This window comes from Pseudomonas reactans (genome assembly GCF_013387025.1).
Taxonomy (GTDB): Bacteria; Pseudomonadota; Gammaproteobacteria; order Pseudomonadales; family Pseudomonadaceae; genus Aquipseudomonas; species Aquipseudomonas reactans.
Window position 1 is genome coordinate 250138 of sequence record NZ_JACAQP010000001.1, and the last position, 13941, is coordinate 264078.

The 13941-nt window shown below is 58.5% G+C and carries 11 protein-coding genes and 4 tRNA genes; 3 read left to right on the forward strand and 12 right to left on the reverse strand.

Annotation, left to right across the window (positions count from 1 at the left end; translation table 11 throughout):
- Nucleotides 1–8 precede the first annotated feature (8 nt).
- Nucleotides 9–908 carry a LysR family transcriptional regulator gene (locus tag HX793_RS01125; RefSeq protein ID WP_177094261.1) on the reverse strand — a complete coding sequence of 300 codons (900 nt, stop codon included), beginning with the start codon at nt 906–908 and terminating at the stop codon, nt 9–11.
- Nucleotides 909–1027: 119 nt separating this feature from the next.
- On the opposite strand from HX793_RS01125, the gene HX793_RS01130 reads away from it, so the two are divergent.
- Nucleotides 1028–2200, forward strand: a complete 1173-nt coding sequence (locus tag HX793_RS01130; protein ID WP_177094229.1) for an MFS transporter — start codon at nt 1028–1030, stop codon at nt 2198–2200.
- 17 nt (nt 2201–2217) lie between these two features.
- Here HX793_RS01130 and HX793_RS01135 read toward each other — a convergent pair whose 3' ends face one another.
- Entirely contained in the window at nt 2218–2712 is a 495-nt protein-coding gene (locus HX793_RS01135; protein WP_177050753.1) for a DUF2938 domain-containing protein, read from the reverse strand.
- Nucleotides 2713–2791: 79 nt separating this feature from the next.
- On the opposite strand from HX793_RS01135, the gene HX793_RS01140 reads away from it, so the two are divergent.
- Nucleotides 2792–3232, forward strand: coding sequence for a helix-turn-helix domain-containing protein (locus HX793_RS01140; RefSeq protein WP_016978020.1), 441 nt, complete (start codon nt 2792–2794; stop codon nt 3230–3232).
- A gap of 48 nt (nt 3233–3280) precedes the next feature.
- Here the strand turns inward: HX793_RS01140 and HX793_RS01145 are convergent, their stop codons facing one another.
- The 10 genes from HX793_RS01145 to HX793_RS01190 form a co-directional block, all read right to left on the reverse strand.
- The gene (locus HX793_RS01145) at nt 3281–5155 is read right to left on the reverse strand and encodes a SurA N-terminal domain-containing protein (RefSeq protein ID WP_177004400.1); all 1875 of its coding nucleotides are present in this window, start codon (nt 5153–5155) and stop codon (nt 3281–3283) included.
- Nucleotides 5156–5385: 230 nt separating this feature from the next.
- Nucleotides 5386–5673, reverse strand: a complete 288-nt coding sequence (locus HX793_RS01150; protein ID WP_221034285.1) for an HU family DNA-binding protein — start codon at nt 5671–5673, stop codon at nt 5386–5388.
- Nucleotides 5674–5806: 133 nt separating this feature from the next.
- Nucleotides 5807–8203: an endopeptidase La gene (lon, locus tag HX793_RS01155; protein ID WP_016978018.1), complete on the reverse strand. Its 2397-nt coding sequence runs from the start codon at nt 8201–8203 to the stop codon at nt 5807–5809.
- A 174-nt stretch (nt 8204–8377) separates the two neighbouring features.
- The gene (gene clpX / locus HX793_RS01160) at nt 8378–9661 is read right to left on the reverse strand and encodes an ATP-dependent Clp protease ATP-binding subunit ClpX (RefSeq protein ID WP_010209414.1); all 1284 of its coding nucleotides are present in this window, start codon (nt 9659–9661) and stop codon (nt 8378–8380) included.
- A gap of 112 nt (nt 9662–9773) precedes the next feature.
- Nucleotides 9774–10409, reverse strand: a complete 636-nt coding sequence (clpP, locus tag HX793_RS01165) for an ATP-dependent Clp endopeptidase proteolytic subunit ClpP (RefSeq protein WP_017736926.1) — start codon at nt 10407–10409, stop codon at nt 9774–9776.
- 91 nt (nt 10410–10500) lie between these two features.
- Nucleotides 10501–11811 carry a trigger factor gene (gene tig, locus HX793_RS01170; RefSeq protein ID WP_178905434.1) on the reverse strand — a complete coding sequence of 437 codons (1311 nt, stop codon included), beginning with the start codon at nt 11809–11811 and terminating at the stop codon, nt 10501–10503.
- Nucleotides 11812–12212: 401 nt separating this feature from the next.
- Nucleotides 12213–12288 (reverse strand) — tRNA-His (locus HX793_RS01175).
- Nucleotides 12289–12365: 77 nt separating this feature from the next.
- Nucleotides 12366–12450: transfer RNA gene (locus HX793_RS01180), tRNA-Leu, on the reverse strand.
- A gap of 56 nt (nt 12451–12506) precedes the next feature.
- A tRNA-His gene (locus HX793_RS01185) sits at nt 12507–12582 on the reverse strand.
- A gap of 32 nt (nt 12583–12614) precedes the next feature.
- Nucleotides 12615–12691: transfer RNA gene (locus tag HX793_RS01190), tRNA-Arg, on the reverse strand.
- A gap of 279 nt (nt 12692–12970) precedes the next feature.
- On the opposite strand from HX793_RS01190, the gene folD reads away from it, so the two are divergent.
- Complete coding sequence (gene folD, locus HX793_RS01195) at nt 12971–13825, forward strand: bifunctional methylenetetrahydrofolate dehydrogenase/methenyltetrahydrofolate cyclohydrolase FolD (RefSeq protein WP_016978014.1); 855 nt, start codon at nt 12971–12973, stop codon at nt 13823–13825.
- Nucleotides 13826–13941 lie beyond the last annotated feature (116 nt).

Below are 13941 nucleotides of genomic sequence, written 5' to 3' on the forward strand. Positions count from 1 at the left end.
TCACAGCCTTACACGACGCCGCCCGTAGGAAACAGCCCGGCACACATATGATCAATAAACACGCGCAGTTTGGCCGAGGCGTGGCGACTGGAGGGCCAGAGCATCCAGAAACTGCCGCGGTGCTCCAGGTGATCATCCAGCACCCTTTGCAGGCGTCCCTCGCGCACGGCCTTATTGACCATGTAGTCCGGCAGGCAGGCAATGCCCAAGCCTTCGTGCACCACGTGGTTGAGGGACTCAATGGTGGTACTGATCAACGGCGCACGCAAGACGGGCTCGGCGGCGCCCGGCGCAAGTCGCAACGGCCAAGGCTCCAGCTTGCCGGTCGCGCAGAACTTGTGGCGCAGGCAGGCATGGTCGCTCAAGTGCTGCGGCTGTAGCGGGGTGCCATATTCGCGAAAATAGCCCGGCGTGCCCACCAGCACCAACTGGTAATGCCCCAGATGACGGGCCATCAGCCGCGAATCTTCTGGCTTGCCGGTGCGAATCACCGCGTCGAACCCTTCCTCGATCACGTCCACCATGCGGTCGGAAAAATCCACATCCAGCTCGATGTCCGGGTAGGCGCGCATGAAATCGCTGAGCACCGGCATCAGCAAGCCACGCACTTGCGGCAGGCTGATACGCAACTTGCCCCGAGGGGTGGCGCTGGCTTCGCTCAACTCTCGCTCGGCGGCTTCGACCTCGGCCAGGATGCGTCGCGAGCGCTCAAGGAACAGCGCGCCTTCGCTGGTCAAGGTGATGCTGCGGGTGCTGCGGTGAAACAACCGCACACACAGGCGCTCTTCCATCCGCGCAATGCTTTTGCCGATGGCCGAAGACGATACGCCCAGTACCCGCCCGGCAGCGGTGAAGCTGCGGGTCTCCGCCACCTGCACGAATACGCAAAGACTGCCCAGGCTGTCCATGAAAGGGCCCTTGATGATTGCGGACATTCAAGTCCGATAAGTTCGGAACCTTAGCCTGTTTTTCCACCAGGCACAGCCCCCTACTCTGGCGCCTTGCCCTCTTGCATGGACAGAGCACGATGACTGCCTTCACCGATTCCCCCGTAAACGCCCGACCCGAAACACTGCCGCTGGGCGGTCTGCTTGCCCTGGCCAGCGCCGGCTTCATCACCATCCTCACCGAAGCCATGCCCGCCGGGCTCCTACCGCAAATAGGCGAAGGACTGGCCGTATCGCCCGCGCTGGTCGGTCAAATGGTCACGCTGTACGCACTGGGCTCACTGCTGGCGGCCATTCCACTGACGCTGCTGACCCGAGGCTGGCGACGTCGACCCTTGCTACTGCTGGCCATTGGCGGCTTCGCCTTGGTCAACAGCGTGACCGCCGTTTCCAGCCACTACGGGCTGACCCTGGTGGCGCGCTTCTTTGCCGGTGTATTTGCCGGCCTGCTGTGGGCGCTGCTGGCCGGTTATGCCAGCCGGATGGTTGCGCCACACCTGCAAGGCCGGGCAATTGCAGTGGCCATGCTTGGCGCACCGCTGGCGCTGTCGCTGGGTGTACCCGCAGGCACCTTCCTCGGGGCTGCCGTTGGCTGGCGCCTGAGCTTTGCGATCATGACCGGACTGACGCTGGTGCTGTTGGCATGGGCGCGCTGGCAACTGCCGGACTTCGCAGGCGAACCGGCAGGCAAACGCTTGGGATTGCATCAAGTGTTGACGTTGCCGGGCATTCGTCCGGTGTTGTGGGTGACCTTAACCTACGTACTGGCCCACAACATTCTCTACACCTACATCGCGCCGCTGCTGGGGCCGGCAGGAATGGCTGCCGATATCGACCAGGTGCTGCTGGTGTTCGGCCTCGCGGCGTTATTGAGCATATGGCTGGCTGGCGTGCTGATTGATCGATGGCTGCGCGGGCTGCTGCTGATCAGTTGCGCGATGTTTGGCCTGATTGCCTTGGCGCTGGCGTTCTGGATCAACCTGCCAGCGGTCATCTACGTCGCCGTGGCGTTATGGGGCTTGGCGTTCGGCGGGTTGCCTGCATTGCTGCAAACAGCACTGGCCCAATCGGCGGGCGAGTCGGCCGATGCCGCGCAATCGATGCTGGTGACCGTCTGGAACCTGGGCATAGCGGGCGGCGGCCTGGCAGGCGGGGTGTTGCTGCAGGGCTGGGGCGTCGGCGCATTTGCCTGGGCCGTTATGCTGTTGATGTTGCTGGCCTTTGCCGGTGCGCTAAAGACTGCGCCCCAATAACTGGCCCGGCCATCCACCTACCCCACTGTTTGCGCAAGCGCCGCTGCCGAAAGGTACAAACCGCCACCAAACACGCCATGGGACACCAAGCTTCGCAGGCGATTTCTCCAAGGCGTGGCCGTGCGAGACGCCGCCACACCCGCGCCCATGGCCGGCTGCAGGACGAAGTAAGGAATCACCACCGTGACCGTGCCCACTATCAGCGCAGGCCATCCCGTAGGCACATGCAACCATTGCACGCCGTAGAGGCCCACCAGCAGCGCCGCAAAGGCGATGCCGACGGCATAGTGAATCACCCACCCCAAGGAGGCTTCCCCCCGTACCGGCGTCGCCTTGCCGATACTGGCATGGGCGAACGTGCCACGACAGAGGTGACCCGCCCATCGACCCACCATGGCGTAGTCAAGTGTCGCAACCCCCAAGGTTTTCAGGAGCAGCGACCACACGTCCATCACCACGGTCGCACCCACCCCGACCAATACCAACCTGACCCCTTCTGCCATCGACAACATTGCCTGCCCTCTGATTGATGAGACTCTCGTTCACAGGCAGGATAGAAGTTGAAGTCAACTTCAAGTCAAGGGATGCATCATGGATATCTCAGAAGTGGCCCGGCGTACCGGACTACCCTCTTCCACCGTGCGGTTCTATGAAAAGACCGGATTGATCGCCGCGACCAGCGCGCCCGGTGAACGACGGCACTTCAAACCCGATGTGCTCGATCAGTTGGCGCTGATTGCCCTTGGGCAAGCTGGCGGCCTGTCCCTGGACGAGATCCGCACCATGCTCCCGGTCGAGGGTGCCTTGCAGGTGGACAGGCAGGTGCTGCTGGACAAGGCCGACAGCATAGACGCGACCATCAAACGCCTGAAGGCGATGAGCCTTGGATTGCGCCATGCCGCAGAGTGCCCCGCGACTGACCATGGCCAATGCCCGAACTTCCAACGTCTGCTAAAAGTCGCCGCAGGCAAACTGAAAAGGAGCAGGACGGCGGGGGCCTCACATCCGAGCAGCCCACTCCAGCGCCCATAAAAAAGCCCCCGGTCTTTTCAGGCCGGGGGCTTCTTGTTCAAACCGACATCAGAACTTCTTGATGTCAGCCTTGGTTTCCAACTGTTTGCGGTACGCCGCGAAGTCCTGCTGACCGACACGGGAGGCGAGGAAGCGGCGGTATTGCGCCTTTTCTTCGTCCGTTGGGGCCGCGGCTTCGTTGACGCCGTTCAAGCGCACGATCACCAGGCTACCGTCCGCCAGGGTCACCGTGGTGAAGGTCGGCTTGTCCTTGGCCGCGGGCTTGGGCATGCGGAACAGGGCTTGCAGCACGGCAGGGTCGATCGCGTCCTGGCTACGGGTAGCCGCTTCAGTGACCTTCCACGCCTGGCCGTCGACCGGCTGGTTCAGCGGGGTCTTGCCATCACGCAGACTGGCGATCAGCTCGTCAGCATGAGCCTTGGCAGCAGCGCTGGCGCGCTCCTTGGCCATCTGCGTGCGAATTGCCGCATTGACGCTTTCCAGCGGCAGTTGCGAAGGCTTCAGGTGCTCTTTGGCACGCAGCACGATGATGGTTTCCGGGTCCAGCTCGATGGCGGTGCTGTTGGCACCCTCATCCAGCACTTCCGGGCTGAACGCAGCGGTGACCACGGCACGGTTGGCCGCAACACCTTCGCCACCTTCACGGCCAAATGGCGCGGAGGTGTGCACGGTCAGCTTCAGGTCAGATGCCGGCTGGGCCAGGTCGGAGGCTTCGAATGCCGCATCTTCCAATTGCTTGGTTGCTTCGACGAAACGTTGCTCAACCTGCTGGGTCTTCAGCTCTTTGGTCAGCTTGTCTTTCAGGCTGGCAAACGTCGGCACTTGCGGTGCCTCAACGCCCAACAGCTTGATCAGATGCCAACCGAAGGAACTGCGCACCGGTGCCGAGACCTGATCCTTGTTCAACGCGTACAAGGCGGTTTCGAAGTCCGGGTCGTAGACGCCAGGGCCAGCAAAACCGAGATCGCCGCCACTGTTGGCCGAACCTGGATCCTGGGAGAACTCCTTGGCCAGGGCTTCGAACTTCTCACCCTTGGCCAGGCGTGCCTGGATCTCTTCGATCTTGGCCTTGGCTTGCGCGTCGGTGACCTTGTCGTTGACTTCAATCAGGATGTGCGCCGCACGACGCTGTTCAGCGAGGTTGGCGGTTTCTTTCTGATAGGCCGCCTGCAGTTCTTCGTCCTTCACGCTGACCTGGTCAAAGAAGGAAGACTTCTTCAATTCCAGGTAGTCGATGACCACTTGGTCCGGGGTCATGAACTCTTTGGCGTGCTGGTCGTAGTAAGCCTTGACCTCGTCGTCGGTGAGTTTCACCGCGGCAGGGTTGGCCTTGATGTTGACGGTAGCGAAGTCGCGGGTCTGTTTTTCCAGACGCGCAAATGCCAGCACTTCGGCATCGGTGACGAAACCGCTGCCGGCAATACCTGCGCGAACCTGGCCGATCAGCATTTCCTGGGTCAGCATCTGACGGAATTGCATACGGCTGTAGCCCAGTTGACGGATCACCTGGTCAAAGCGTTCGGCGTTGAACTTGCCGTCTACCTGGAATTCCGGTGTCTGCAGGATCACTTGATCCAGCGCAGCTTCAGAGAAGCCAAACTTGGAGTCAGCTGCACCTTGCAGCAACAACTTGCGATCGATCAGACCCTTGAGGGCCGCTTCGCGCAGCAGTTTTTCGTCCAGCAGGGAGGCATCGAAATCCTTGCCCAGCTGTTGCATCAGCTGGCGACGTTGCATGTCGACGGCCTGGCTCAGTTCGGTCTGGGTGATTTCTTCACCGTTGACCTTGGCTACGTCCTGCTTACTGTTACCCGAAGCCTGGAAAATGGCCTCGATACCGGTGAACGCCATCAATGCGACGATGATCCCGATAATGGTCTTGGCAATCCAGCCTTGTGAATTGTCCCTGATATTTTGCAGCATGCGTCCCCCAGAAACGGTTGAACTTCAGAAATTGGCAACCGTGGAGCGTGGGTAGAGTACGGATATAAGAAAGGCGCATCCAAGGATGCGCCTTCTCGCAACTGGCGGAGCGGACGGGGGCTTTGGTTCTCCCCCCGGCTTGGCGACCCGATGCATACAGGGGTCTGCTGCCGCTCCGCTCCCAGGTTGAACCTGGGTTCGACCTGGGTAGATAAAGGCTGGATCGAAGCTTAGTTAACGGCTTCTTTCAGGGCTTTACCGGCTTTGAAACCTGGTTTCTTGGCAGCAGCGATCTGCAGTGCTTTGCCAGTCTGTGGGTTACGGCCAGTGCGAGCTGGGCGATCAGTCACAGAGAAAGTACCGAAGCCTACCAGTACCACGGAGTCGCCGGCCTTCAGAGCGCCAGTGACGGATTCGATTACTGCATCCAGCGCACGGCCAGCAGCAGCTTTCGGGATATCAGCGGATGCAGCGATAGCATCAATCAGTTCCGACTTGTTCACTCTAAGTCCCCTTATATATCTATTGAGTATGATTCTAAGTTTTTTGGTGAAAGCAAAAACCAGTGCTGAATGGCCTACAGACACTTAAGAGCCGCTTTATAACAAGGGCTCTAAAAAGCTGTCAAGGAAGCCCCCAGGCTTTAACACATTAATGCGTGCTAATTCTTTCCTTGGAATCAGACTCACGTTTTTCGTCCTTGGCAACTATCTCCGGAGCCACATCCGGCAAGGGCTCCGGCGCGTATTGCAGCGCAATTTGCAGGACCTCGTCAATCCATTTAACCGGTTTAATCTGCAGATCCTGCTTGATGTTGTCAGGAATTTCCTTCAAGTCGCGAACATTCTCTTCAGGAATGATCACCGTCTTGATACCACCCCGGTGTGCAGCAAGCAATTTCTCTTTCAGACCACCGATGGCCAATACCTGACCACGCAGGGTGATTTCCCCGGTCATGGCGACATCGGCGCGCACCGGAATGCCAGTCAATGCCGACACCAGGGCCGTGCACATGCCTACGCCAGCGCTAGGGCCGTCTTTCGGGGTCGCCCCTTCCGGCATGTGGATGTGGGTGTCGTGCTTCTCGTGGAAGTCCAGGGGGATCCCCAGGCTCTTGGCACGGCTGCGCACCACGGTCTGCGCGGCGGTGATGGATTCAACCATCACGTCACCCAGGGAACCGGTCTTGATCAGTTGGCCCTTGCCAGGGATCACCGCGGCTTCGATGGTCAGCAATTCGCCGCCCACCTGAGTCCACGCCAGCCCCGTCACCTGCCCTACCTGATCCTGCTGCTCGGCCAGGCCGTAGCGGAATTTCTTCACGCCCAGGAAGTGCTCCAAGGAGTCGGCGGTGACCTTCACCGAGAAGCGTTTTTCCAGTGCATGTTCCTTGACCGCCTTACGGCAGATCTTCGCGATCTGGCGCTCCAGGCCCCGTACACCGGCCTCGCGGGTGTAGTAGCGCACGATATCGCGGATCGTCTCGACCTCAAATTCGATCTCGCCCTTCTTCAGGCCATTGGCCGAAATCTGCTTGGGCGCGAGGTATTTGACGGCGATGTTGATCTTCTCGTCTTCGGTGTAGCCCGGCAGACGAATCACTTCCATCCGGTCCAGCAGTGCCGGCGGGATGTTCATGGAGTTGGAGGTGCACAGGAACATTACGTCGGACAGGTCGTAGTCGACTTCCAGGTAATGGTCGTTGAAATTGTGGTTTTGCTCCGGGTCGAGCACTTCGAGCAACGCCGATGCCGGATCGCCACGCATGTCACTGCCCATCTTGTCGATTTCATCGAGCAGGAACAGCGGGTTGCGCACGCCCACTTTTGTCATCTTTTGAATCAATCTTCCTGGCATCGAACCGATGTAAGTCCGGCGATGACCACGAATTTCCGCTTCATCACGCACACCACCGAGGGCCATGCGCACGAATTTGCGGTTGGTAGCATTGGCGATCGACTCTGCCAGGGAGGTTTTACCCACGCCAGGCGGACCGACAAGGCACAACACCGGGCCACGGATTTTCTTCACGCGCTTTTGCACGGCGAGGTATTCGAGGATGCGTTCTTTGACTTCTTCGAGACCATAGTGGTCGGCGTCGAGGATGTCCTCAGCGCGCGCCAGGTCCAGGCGCACTTTGGTCTGGGCCTTCCACGGCACCTGCACCAGCCAATCGATGTAGGAGCGCACCACGGTGGCTTCAGCCGACATCGGCGACATCTGCTTGAGCTTGTTCAGCTCCGCGGTGGCCTTGGTCAGGGCGTCTTTCGGCAGGCCGGCAGCATCGATGCGCTTTTTCAGCTCCTCGATTTCGTTGTGGCCTTCCTCGCTGTCGCCGAGTTCTTTCTGAATGGCCTTCATCTGCTCATTCAGGTAGTACTCGCGCTGGCTGCGCTCCATTTGTTTCTTCACGCGACCACGGATGCGCTTCTCAACCTGCAACAGGTCGATTTCGGCGTCCAACAGTGCCAGCACGTGCTCTACACGCGCCGACAGGTCGATGATTTCGAGGATGTCTTGCTTCTGCTCGATCTTCAGCGCCATGTGCGCGGCCATGGTGTCGACCAGGCGGCTTGGCTCATCGATGCTGTTGAGGGAAGACAGGACTTCAGCCGGGACTTTCTTGCCCAGTTGCACATACTGCTCGAACTGCGAGAGCAGGCTGCGCACAAACACTTCGGACTCGCGCTCAGGGGCCTCGACTTCGTCGATCAGTGCCACTTCCGCGCGCAGGTGGCCGTCCACCTCCATGAAACGCTCGACCGCGCCTCGCTGCTCACCTTCGACCAGCACCTTGACGGTGCCATCAGGCAGCTTGAGCAGTTGCAGTACTGTAGCAATGGTACCGACGCGATACAGGGCGTCTTCGCCCGGATCATCATCAGCAGGATTCTTCTGGGCCAACAGCAGGATTTGCTTGTCGCCCGTCATCGCGGCCTCGAGGGCTTCGATAGACTTCTCGCGCCCCACGAACAGCGGGATAACCATGTGCGGATAGACGACGACATCGCGCAACGGCAGGAGAGGCAATTCGATGGTGGTCTTCATGATTTCGCCTCTATGACAGATGAAAAATAAGCTTGAAACCAAGATGGGGGCTGCATGCAAAAAAAACAAGCTTATTGCCAGCAGTTAAACGCAGTAAACGCCTTGGGGCAAAAAACGCCGCAAAAACAAAGGGGCCCCTGGAGGCCCCTTGTTTATACCGACACTGCGAAACGCTTACGCGTCGGGCGCAGCCTTGGCAGCCGGCTCACTGTTCTCGTAGATGTACAGTGGCTTGGACTTACCTTCTATAACGCTTTCGTCGATCACCACTTTACTCACCTCGGACTGCGAGGGGATCTCATACATGGTGTCGAGCAACACGCCTTCGAGAATCGAACGCAGGCCACGTGCACCGGTCTTGCGCTCCAGTGCCCGCTTGGCCACCGATTTGAGGGCGTCGGTACGGAACTCGAGGTCCACACCTTCCATCTCGAACAGCTTGGCGTATTGCTTGGTCAGGGCGTTTTTCGGCTCGGTGAGGATCTGAATCAGAGCAGCCTCATCCAGCTCGTCCAACGTGGCCAGGACCGGCAGACGGCCCACGAATTCCGGGATCAGACCGAACTTGACCAGGTCGTCAGGCTCGACTTCACGCAGGGACTCGCCAACCTTCTTGCCTTCTTCCTTGCTGCGCACTTCGGCACTGAAGCCGATGCCGCCGCGGGTCGAACGCTGCTGGATGACTTTTTCCAGACCGGAGAACGCACCACCACAGATAAACAGGATGTTACGCGTATCAACCTGAAGGAATTCCTGCTGCGGATGCTTGCGACCACCTTGTGGCGGTACGGAAGCGACCGTGCCTTCGATCAGTTTCAACAGGGCCTGCTGCACGCCTTCACCGGAAACGTCCCGGGTGATCGACGGATTGTCCGACTTGCGCGAGATCTTGTCGATTTCGTCGATGTAGACAATACCCATCTGGGCTTTCTCTACGTCGTAGTCGCACTTCTGCAGCAGTTTCTGAATGATGTTCTCGACGTCTTCCCCCACATAGCCAGCCTCGGTGAGGGTGGTGGCGTCGGCGATGGTGAACGGAACGTTCAGCAGGCGAGCGAGGGTCTCTGCCAGCAGGGTTTTACCCGAGCCTGTAGGACCGATCAGCAAGATGTTGCTCTTGCCGAGTTCAACTTCGTCACCTTTCTTGTCACGCTGGTTCAAGCGCTTGTAGTGGTTGTACACCGCTACGGCCAGAACCTTCTTTGCACGCTCTTGACCAATCACGTACTGGTCAAGGATGCCGCTGATTTCTTTAGGCGAAGGCAATTTATGCGCGCTGCTTTCGGCCTGGGCTTCCTGCACCTCCTCGCGGATGATGTCATTGCACAGGTCGACGCACTCGTCGCAGATAAAGACCGAGGGGCCGGCAATCAATTTGCGCACTTCATGCTGGCTTTTGCCACAGAAGGAGCAATAGAGCAGCTTGCCGTTGTCCTCGCCGTTGCGGGTGTCAGTCATTCGTTCGATCCAAATCCGATAGGCTTGCAACACAAGATGAAGGCTTATGCGGGCTTTTTCAAGCCCGCCAGTGGTCGGACATGCCGACCAGCCCTATTTTGAGCGGCTGATATTAAGCGGGGCGCTTGTCGATCACGGCGTCGATCAGCCCGTAGTCACGCGCGGCTTCGGCACTCATGAAGTTGTCGCGGTTGGTGTCGCGCTCGATTTCTTCCAGGGTGCGCCCGCTGTGCTTGGCCATCAGCGTGTTGAGACGCTCACGAATAAACAGGATTTCCTTGGCGTGAATTTCGATGTCCGACGCCTGGCCCTGGAAACCGCCCAGTGGCTGGTGAATCATCACACGCGAGTTCGGCAGGCAGAAACGCTTGCCTTCGGCACCGGCGGTCAGCAGGAATGCGCCCATGCTGCAGGCCTGGCCAATGCAGGTGGTCGACACGTTCGGCTTGATGAACTGCATGGTGTCGTAGATCGACATGCCGGCTGTCACCGAGCCGCCTGGGGAGTTGATGTAGAGATGGATGTCCTTGTCCGGATTTTCCGCTTCAAGGAACAGCAGTTGCGCACAGATCAGGTTGGCCATGTAGTCCTCTACGGGGCCCACCAGAAAGATCACTCGCTCCTTGAGCAGGCGCGAGTAGATGTCGTAGGCGCGTTCGCCACGAGCGGACTGCTCGACAACCATCGGGACCAGGCCGCCAGCGGCCTGGATATCAGAGTTCTGCTGAATATAGGAATTACGGAACATGCTCTGCAGTTACTCCCAAATAGTCATGTCTTGAAAACGCATAAGCCAGCGCGAGGCTGGCTTATGGTTGTATTTCCAACGAGTTGGACAATCAGTCGGCTTGTGCTGCTTCCGCCGGTTTGACTGCTTCTTCGTAAGAGACCGCTTTATCGGTCACCTTAGCCTTCTGCAGAACAGTATCCACAACTTGTTCTTCCAGCACAACCGAACGCACTTCGTTCAGTTGCTGATCGTTCTTGTAGTACCAAGCCACGACCTGCTCAGGCTCCTGGTAGGCCGAAGCCATTTCCTGGATCATTTCGCGAACGCGGTCTTCGTCTGGCTTGAGGTCGAACTGCTTGACCACTTCAGCCACGATCAGGCCCAGCACGACGCGGCGCTTGGCTTGCTCTTCGAACAGCTCGGCCGGCAGTTGGTCAGGCTTGATGTTGCCACCAAACTGCTGAACAGCTTGAACGCGCAGGCGGTCCACTTCGTTGGACAGCAGGGCCTTAGGCACTTCGATCGGGTTGGCGGCCAGCAGACCGTCCATGACCTGGTTCTTGACCTTGGACTTGATGGCCTGACGCAGTTCGCGCTCCATGTTCTTGCGAACTTCGGTGCGGAAGCCTTCGATGCCGGTCTCTTTGATGCCGAATTGAGCGAAGAACTCTTCGTTCAGCTCTGGCAGCTTAGGCTCGGAAACGCTGTTGACGGTCACGGTGAACTCGGCGGCTTTGCCAGCCAGGTCCAGGTTCTGGTAGTCAGCAGGGAAAGTCAGGTTCAGAACGCGCTCTTCGCCGGCTTTAGCGCCAACCAGACCGTCTTCGAAACCTGGGATCATGCGGTTGGAGCCCAGCACCAGCTGAGTACCCTTGGCGGAGCCGCCAGCGAACACTTCGCCGTCAACCTTGCCAACGAAATCGATGTTCAGCTGGTCTTCGTTCTGAGCGGCGCGATCGGTCACTTCAAAACGGGTGTTCTGCTTGCGCAGGATTTCCAGCATGTTGTCCAGGTCGGCATCAGCCACGTCAGCGCTCAGGCGCTCTACGGTGATACCTTCGAAACCGGCAACTTCGAACTCTGGGAAGACTTCGAATACGGCAACGTATTCCAGGTCCTTGCCCACTTCCAGGGACTTAGGCTCGATCGAAGGCGAACCCGCCGGGTTCAGCTTGTGCTCAACGACGGCTTCGTAGAAAGAAGCCTGGATCACATCACCCACAGCTTCCTGGCGCGCATCGGCACCAAAACGGCGCTTGATTTCGCTCATTGGCACTTTGCCTGGACGGAAACCAGCGATCTTGGCCTTCTGGGCAGTCTGCTGCAGACGCTTGTTGACCGCAGTCTCGATGCGCTCAGCCGGCACGGTGATGCTCAGGCGACGCTCGATAGCAGTAGTATTTTCAACAGAAACTTGCATGGATATTCCTCGTTGCACAGACGTTAGCCGGCCATTTCCGACCCCAATCAAGGGCATGCATTCTAGTGGGTCAAACTCAAGAAGTCACCCTACTGCAAATACGCCCGAAAACAGCCGGCAATTTATCGGTACGAAGGCACTGATGCACCTCGCCCCGGTGACAAATACAACCCATCACGCCAGGGCTCTGCGCCGCCCCTTCTATATATAGAAGAAGTCGTCAGCCATCTCCCTGACGGCCACCCCCTCAAACGGGACTGGCAGGCAGCGCGGCATCATCGAGATACACAAATACGACGAAACGCCCTGCCGTTGCGACCCGCTACCGGCAGTCGCGGGATAGTTCGAACCGCTGAAACCAAAAAAGGCGCCAGACTGTTAAATCTGGCGCCTTTCGAATATGGGGTGGACGAAGGGGATCGAACCCTCGACAACGGGAGTCACAATCCCGTGCTCTACCAACTGAGCTACGCCCACCATATTGCGTTAACAAAGAAACCAAACCACTTCTTTGTTGAGCCCTGCCCTGCCTTTCGACGGGACCAAGCTTTATTTGGTGCGGATGAAGAGACTCGAACTCTTACGCCTCGCGGCGCTGGAACCTAAATCCAGTGTGTCTACCAATTCCACCACATCCGCGCTTGAAGCTCTTAAAGCAAAGGCGCCAGACGATTAATCTGGCGCCTTTTAAAATATGGGGTGGACGAAGGGGATCGAACCCTCGACAACGGGAGTCACAATCCCGTGCTCTACCAACTGAGCTACGCCCACCATATAGCGCTACTTGTGCCAAAGCTGCCTAATGGCGCACCCGGCAGGACTCGAACCTGCGACCATCCGCTTAGAAGGCGGATGCTCTATCCAGCTGAGCTACGGGCGCCTGATTAATCTGTACTCTTGGAGGATTACAAACTAAGTGCTTCCAGCCTTGCAGAACAACACACTATTCTGCTCGACCTTCTTAACCAGTGCTAGGCTGTGCCCGACAAGTGCGACGAATAGTATAGACGCCCTCGAAACCCGTCAAATCTTTTTTGAAAAAAACTGATTTTATTTAAGGGGTTAGGGCAATTTGCAGACCAAGCGCCTTTGCCCTCACGTCTTGGCATGCGAGAATGCGCGCACTTTTCTTCCCCCTCTCGATGGTTAATCACGCGTAATGACTGCACAACTTATCGACGGCAAATCAATCGCCGCCAGCCTGCGCCAGCAGATCGCCAAACGAGTCACCGAGCGCAGCCAGCAAGGCCTGCGCACGCCTGGCCTCGCGGTGATCCTGGTCGGCAGCGATCCTGCCTCTCAGGTTTATGTCTCGCACAAGCGTAAAGACTGTGAAGAGGTCGGCTTTATCTCCAAAGCCTACGACTTGCCTTCCGAGACCACCCAGCAGGCCCTTACCGACCTGATCGACGGCCTCAACGACGACCCGAAGATCGATGGCATCCTGCTGCAACTGCCATTGCCCGAGCATCTGGACGCCTCGAAATTGCTGGAGCGCATTCGCCCGGACAAAGACGTCGACGGTTTCCACCCTTATAACGTCGGTCGTCTGGCCCAGCGTATCCCGCTGCTGCGCCCCTGCACGCCGAAAGGCATCATGACCCTGCTGGAAAGCACCGGTGTCGACCTGTACGGCCTCGACGCCGTAGTCGTCGGTGCCTCCAATATCGTCGGCCGCCCGATGGCCATGGAATTGTTGCTGGCCGGCTGCACCGTGACCGTCACCCACCGCTTCACCAAGGACCTCGCCGGCCACGTCGGCCGCGCCGATCTGGTCGTGGTTGCTGCCGGCAAACCGGGCCTGGTCAAGGGTGAGTGGATCAAGGAAGGCGCCATCGTCATCGACGTGGGCATCAATCGCCAGGACGACGGCAAGCTGGTGGGCGATGTGGTGTACGAAACCGCCCTGCCCCGCGCCGGCTGGATCACGCCAGTGCCAGGCGGCGTCGGCCCGATGACGCGTGCTTGCCTGCTGGAAAATACCCTGTACGCCGCAGAGACCCTGCACGCCTAATAACCAGGCGTACTGAAAAAGCCCTGCCTTATCGCAGGGCTTTTTATTGTCCGCAATAAATCCTGTTTTTTCTTAGTTTTTAAGAACTTTCATCGGGTTCTAGAAGAACATTCGAC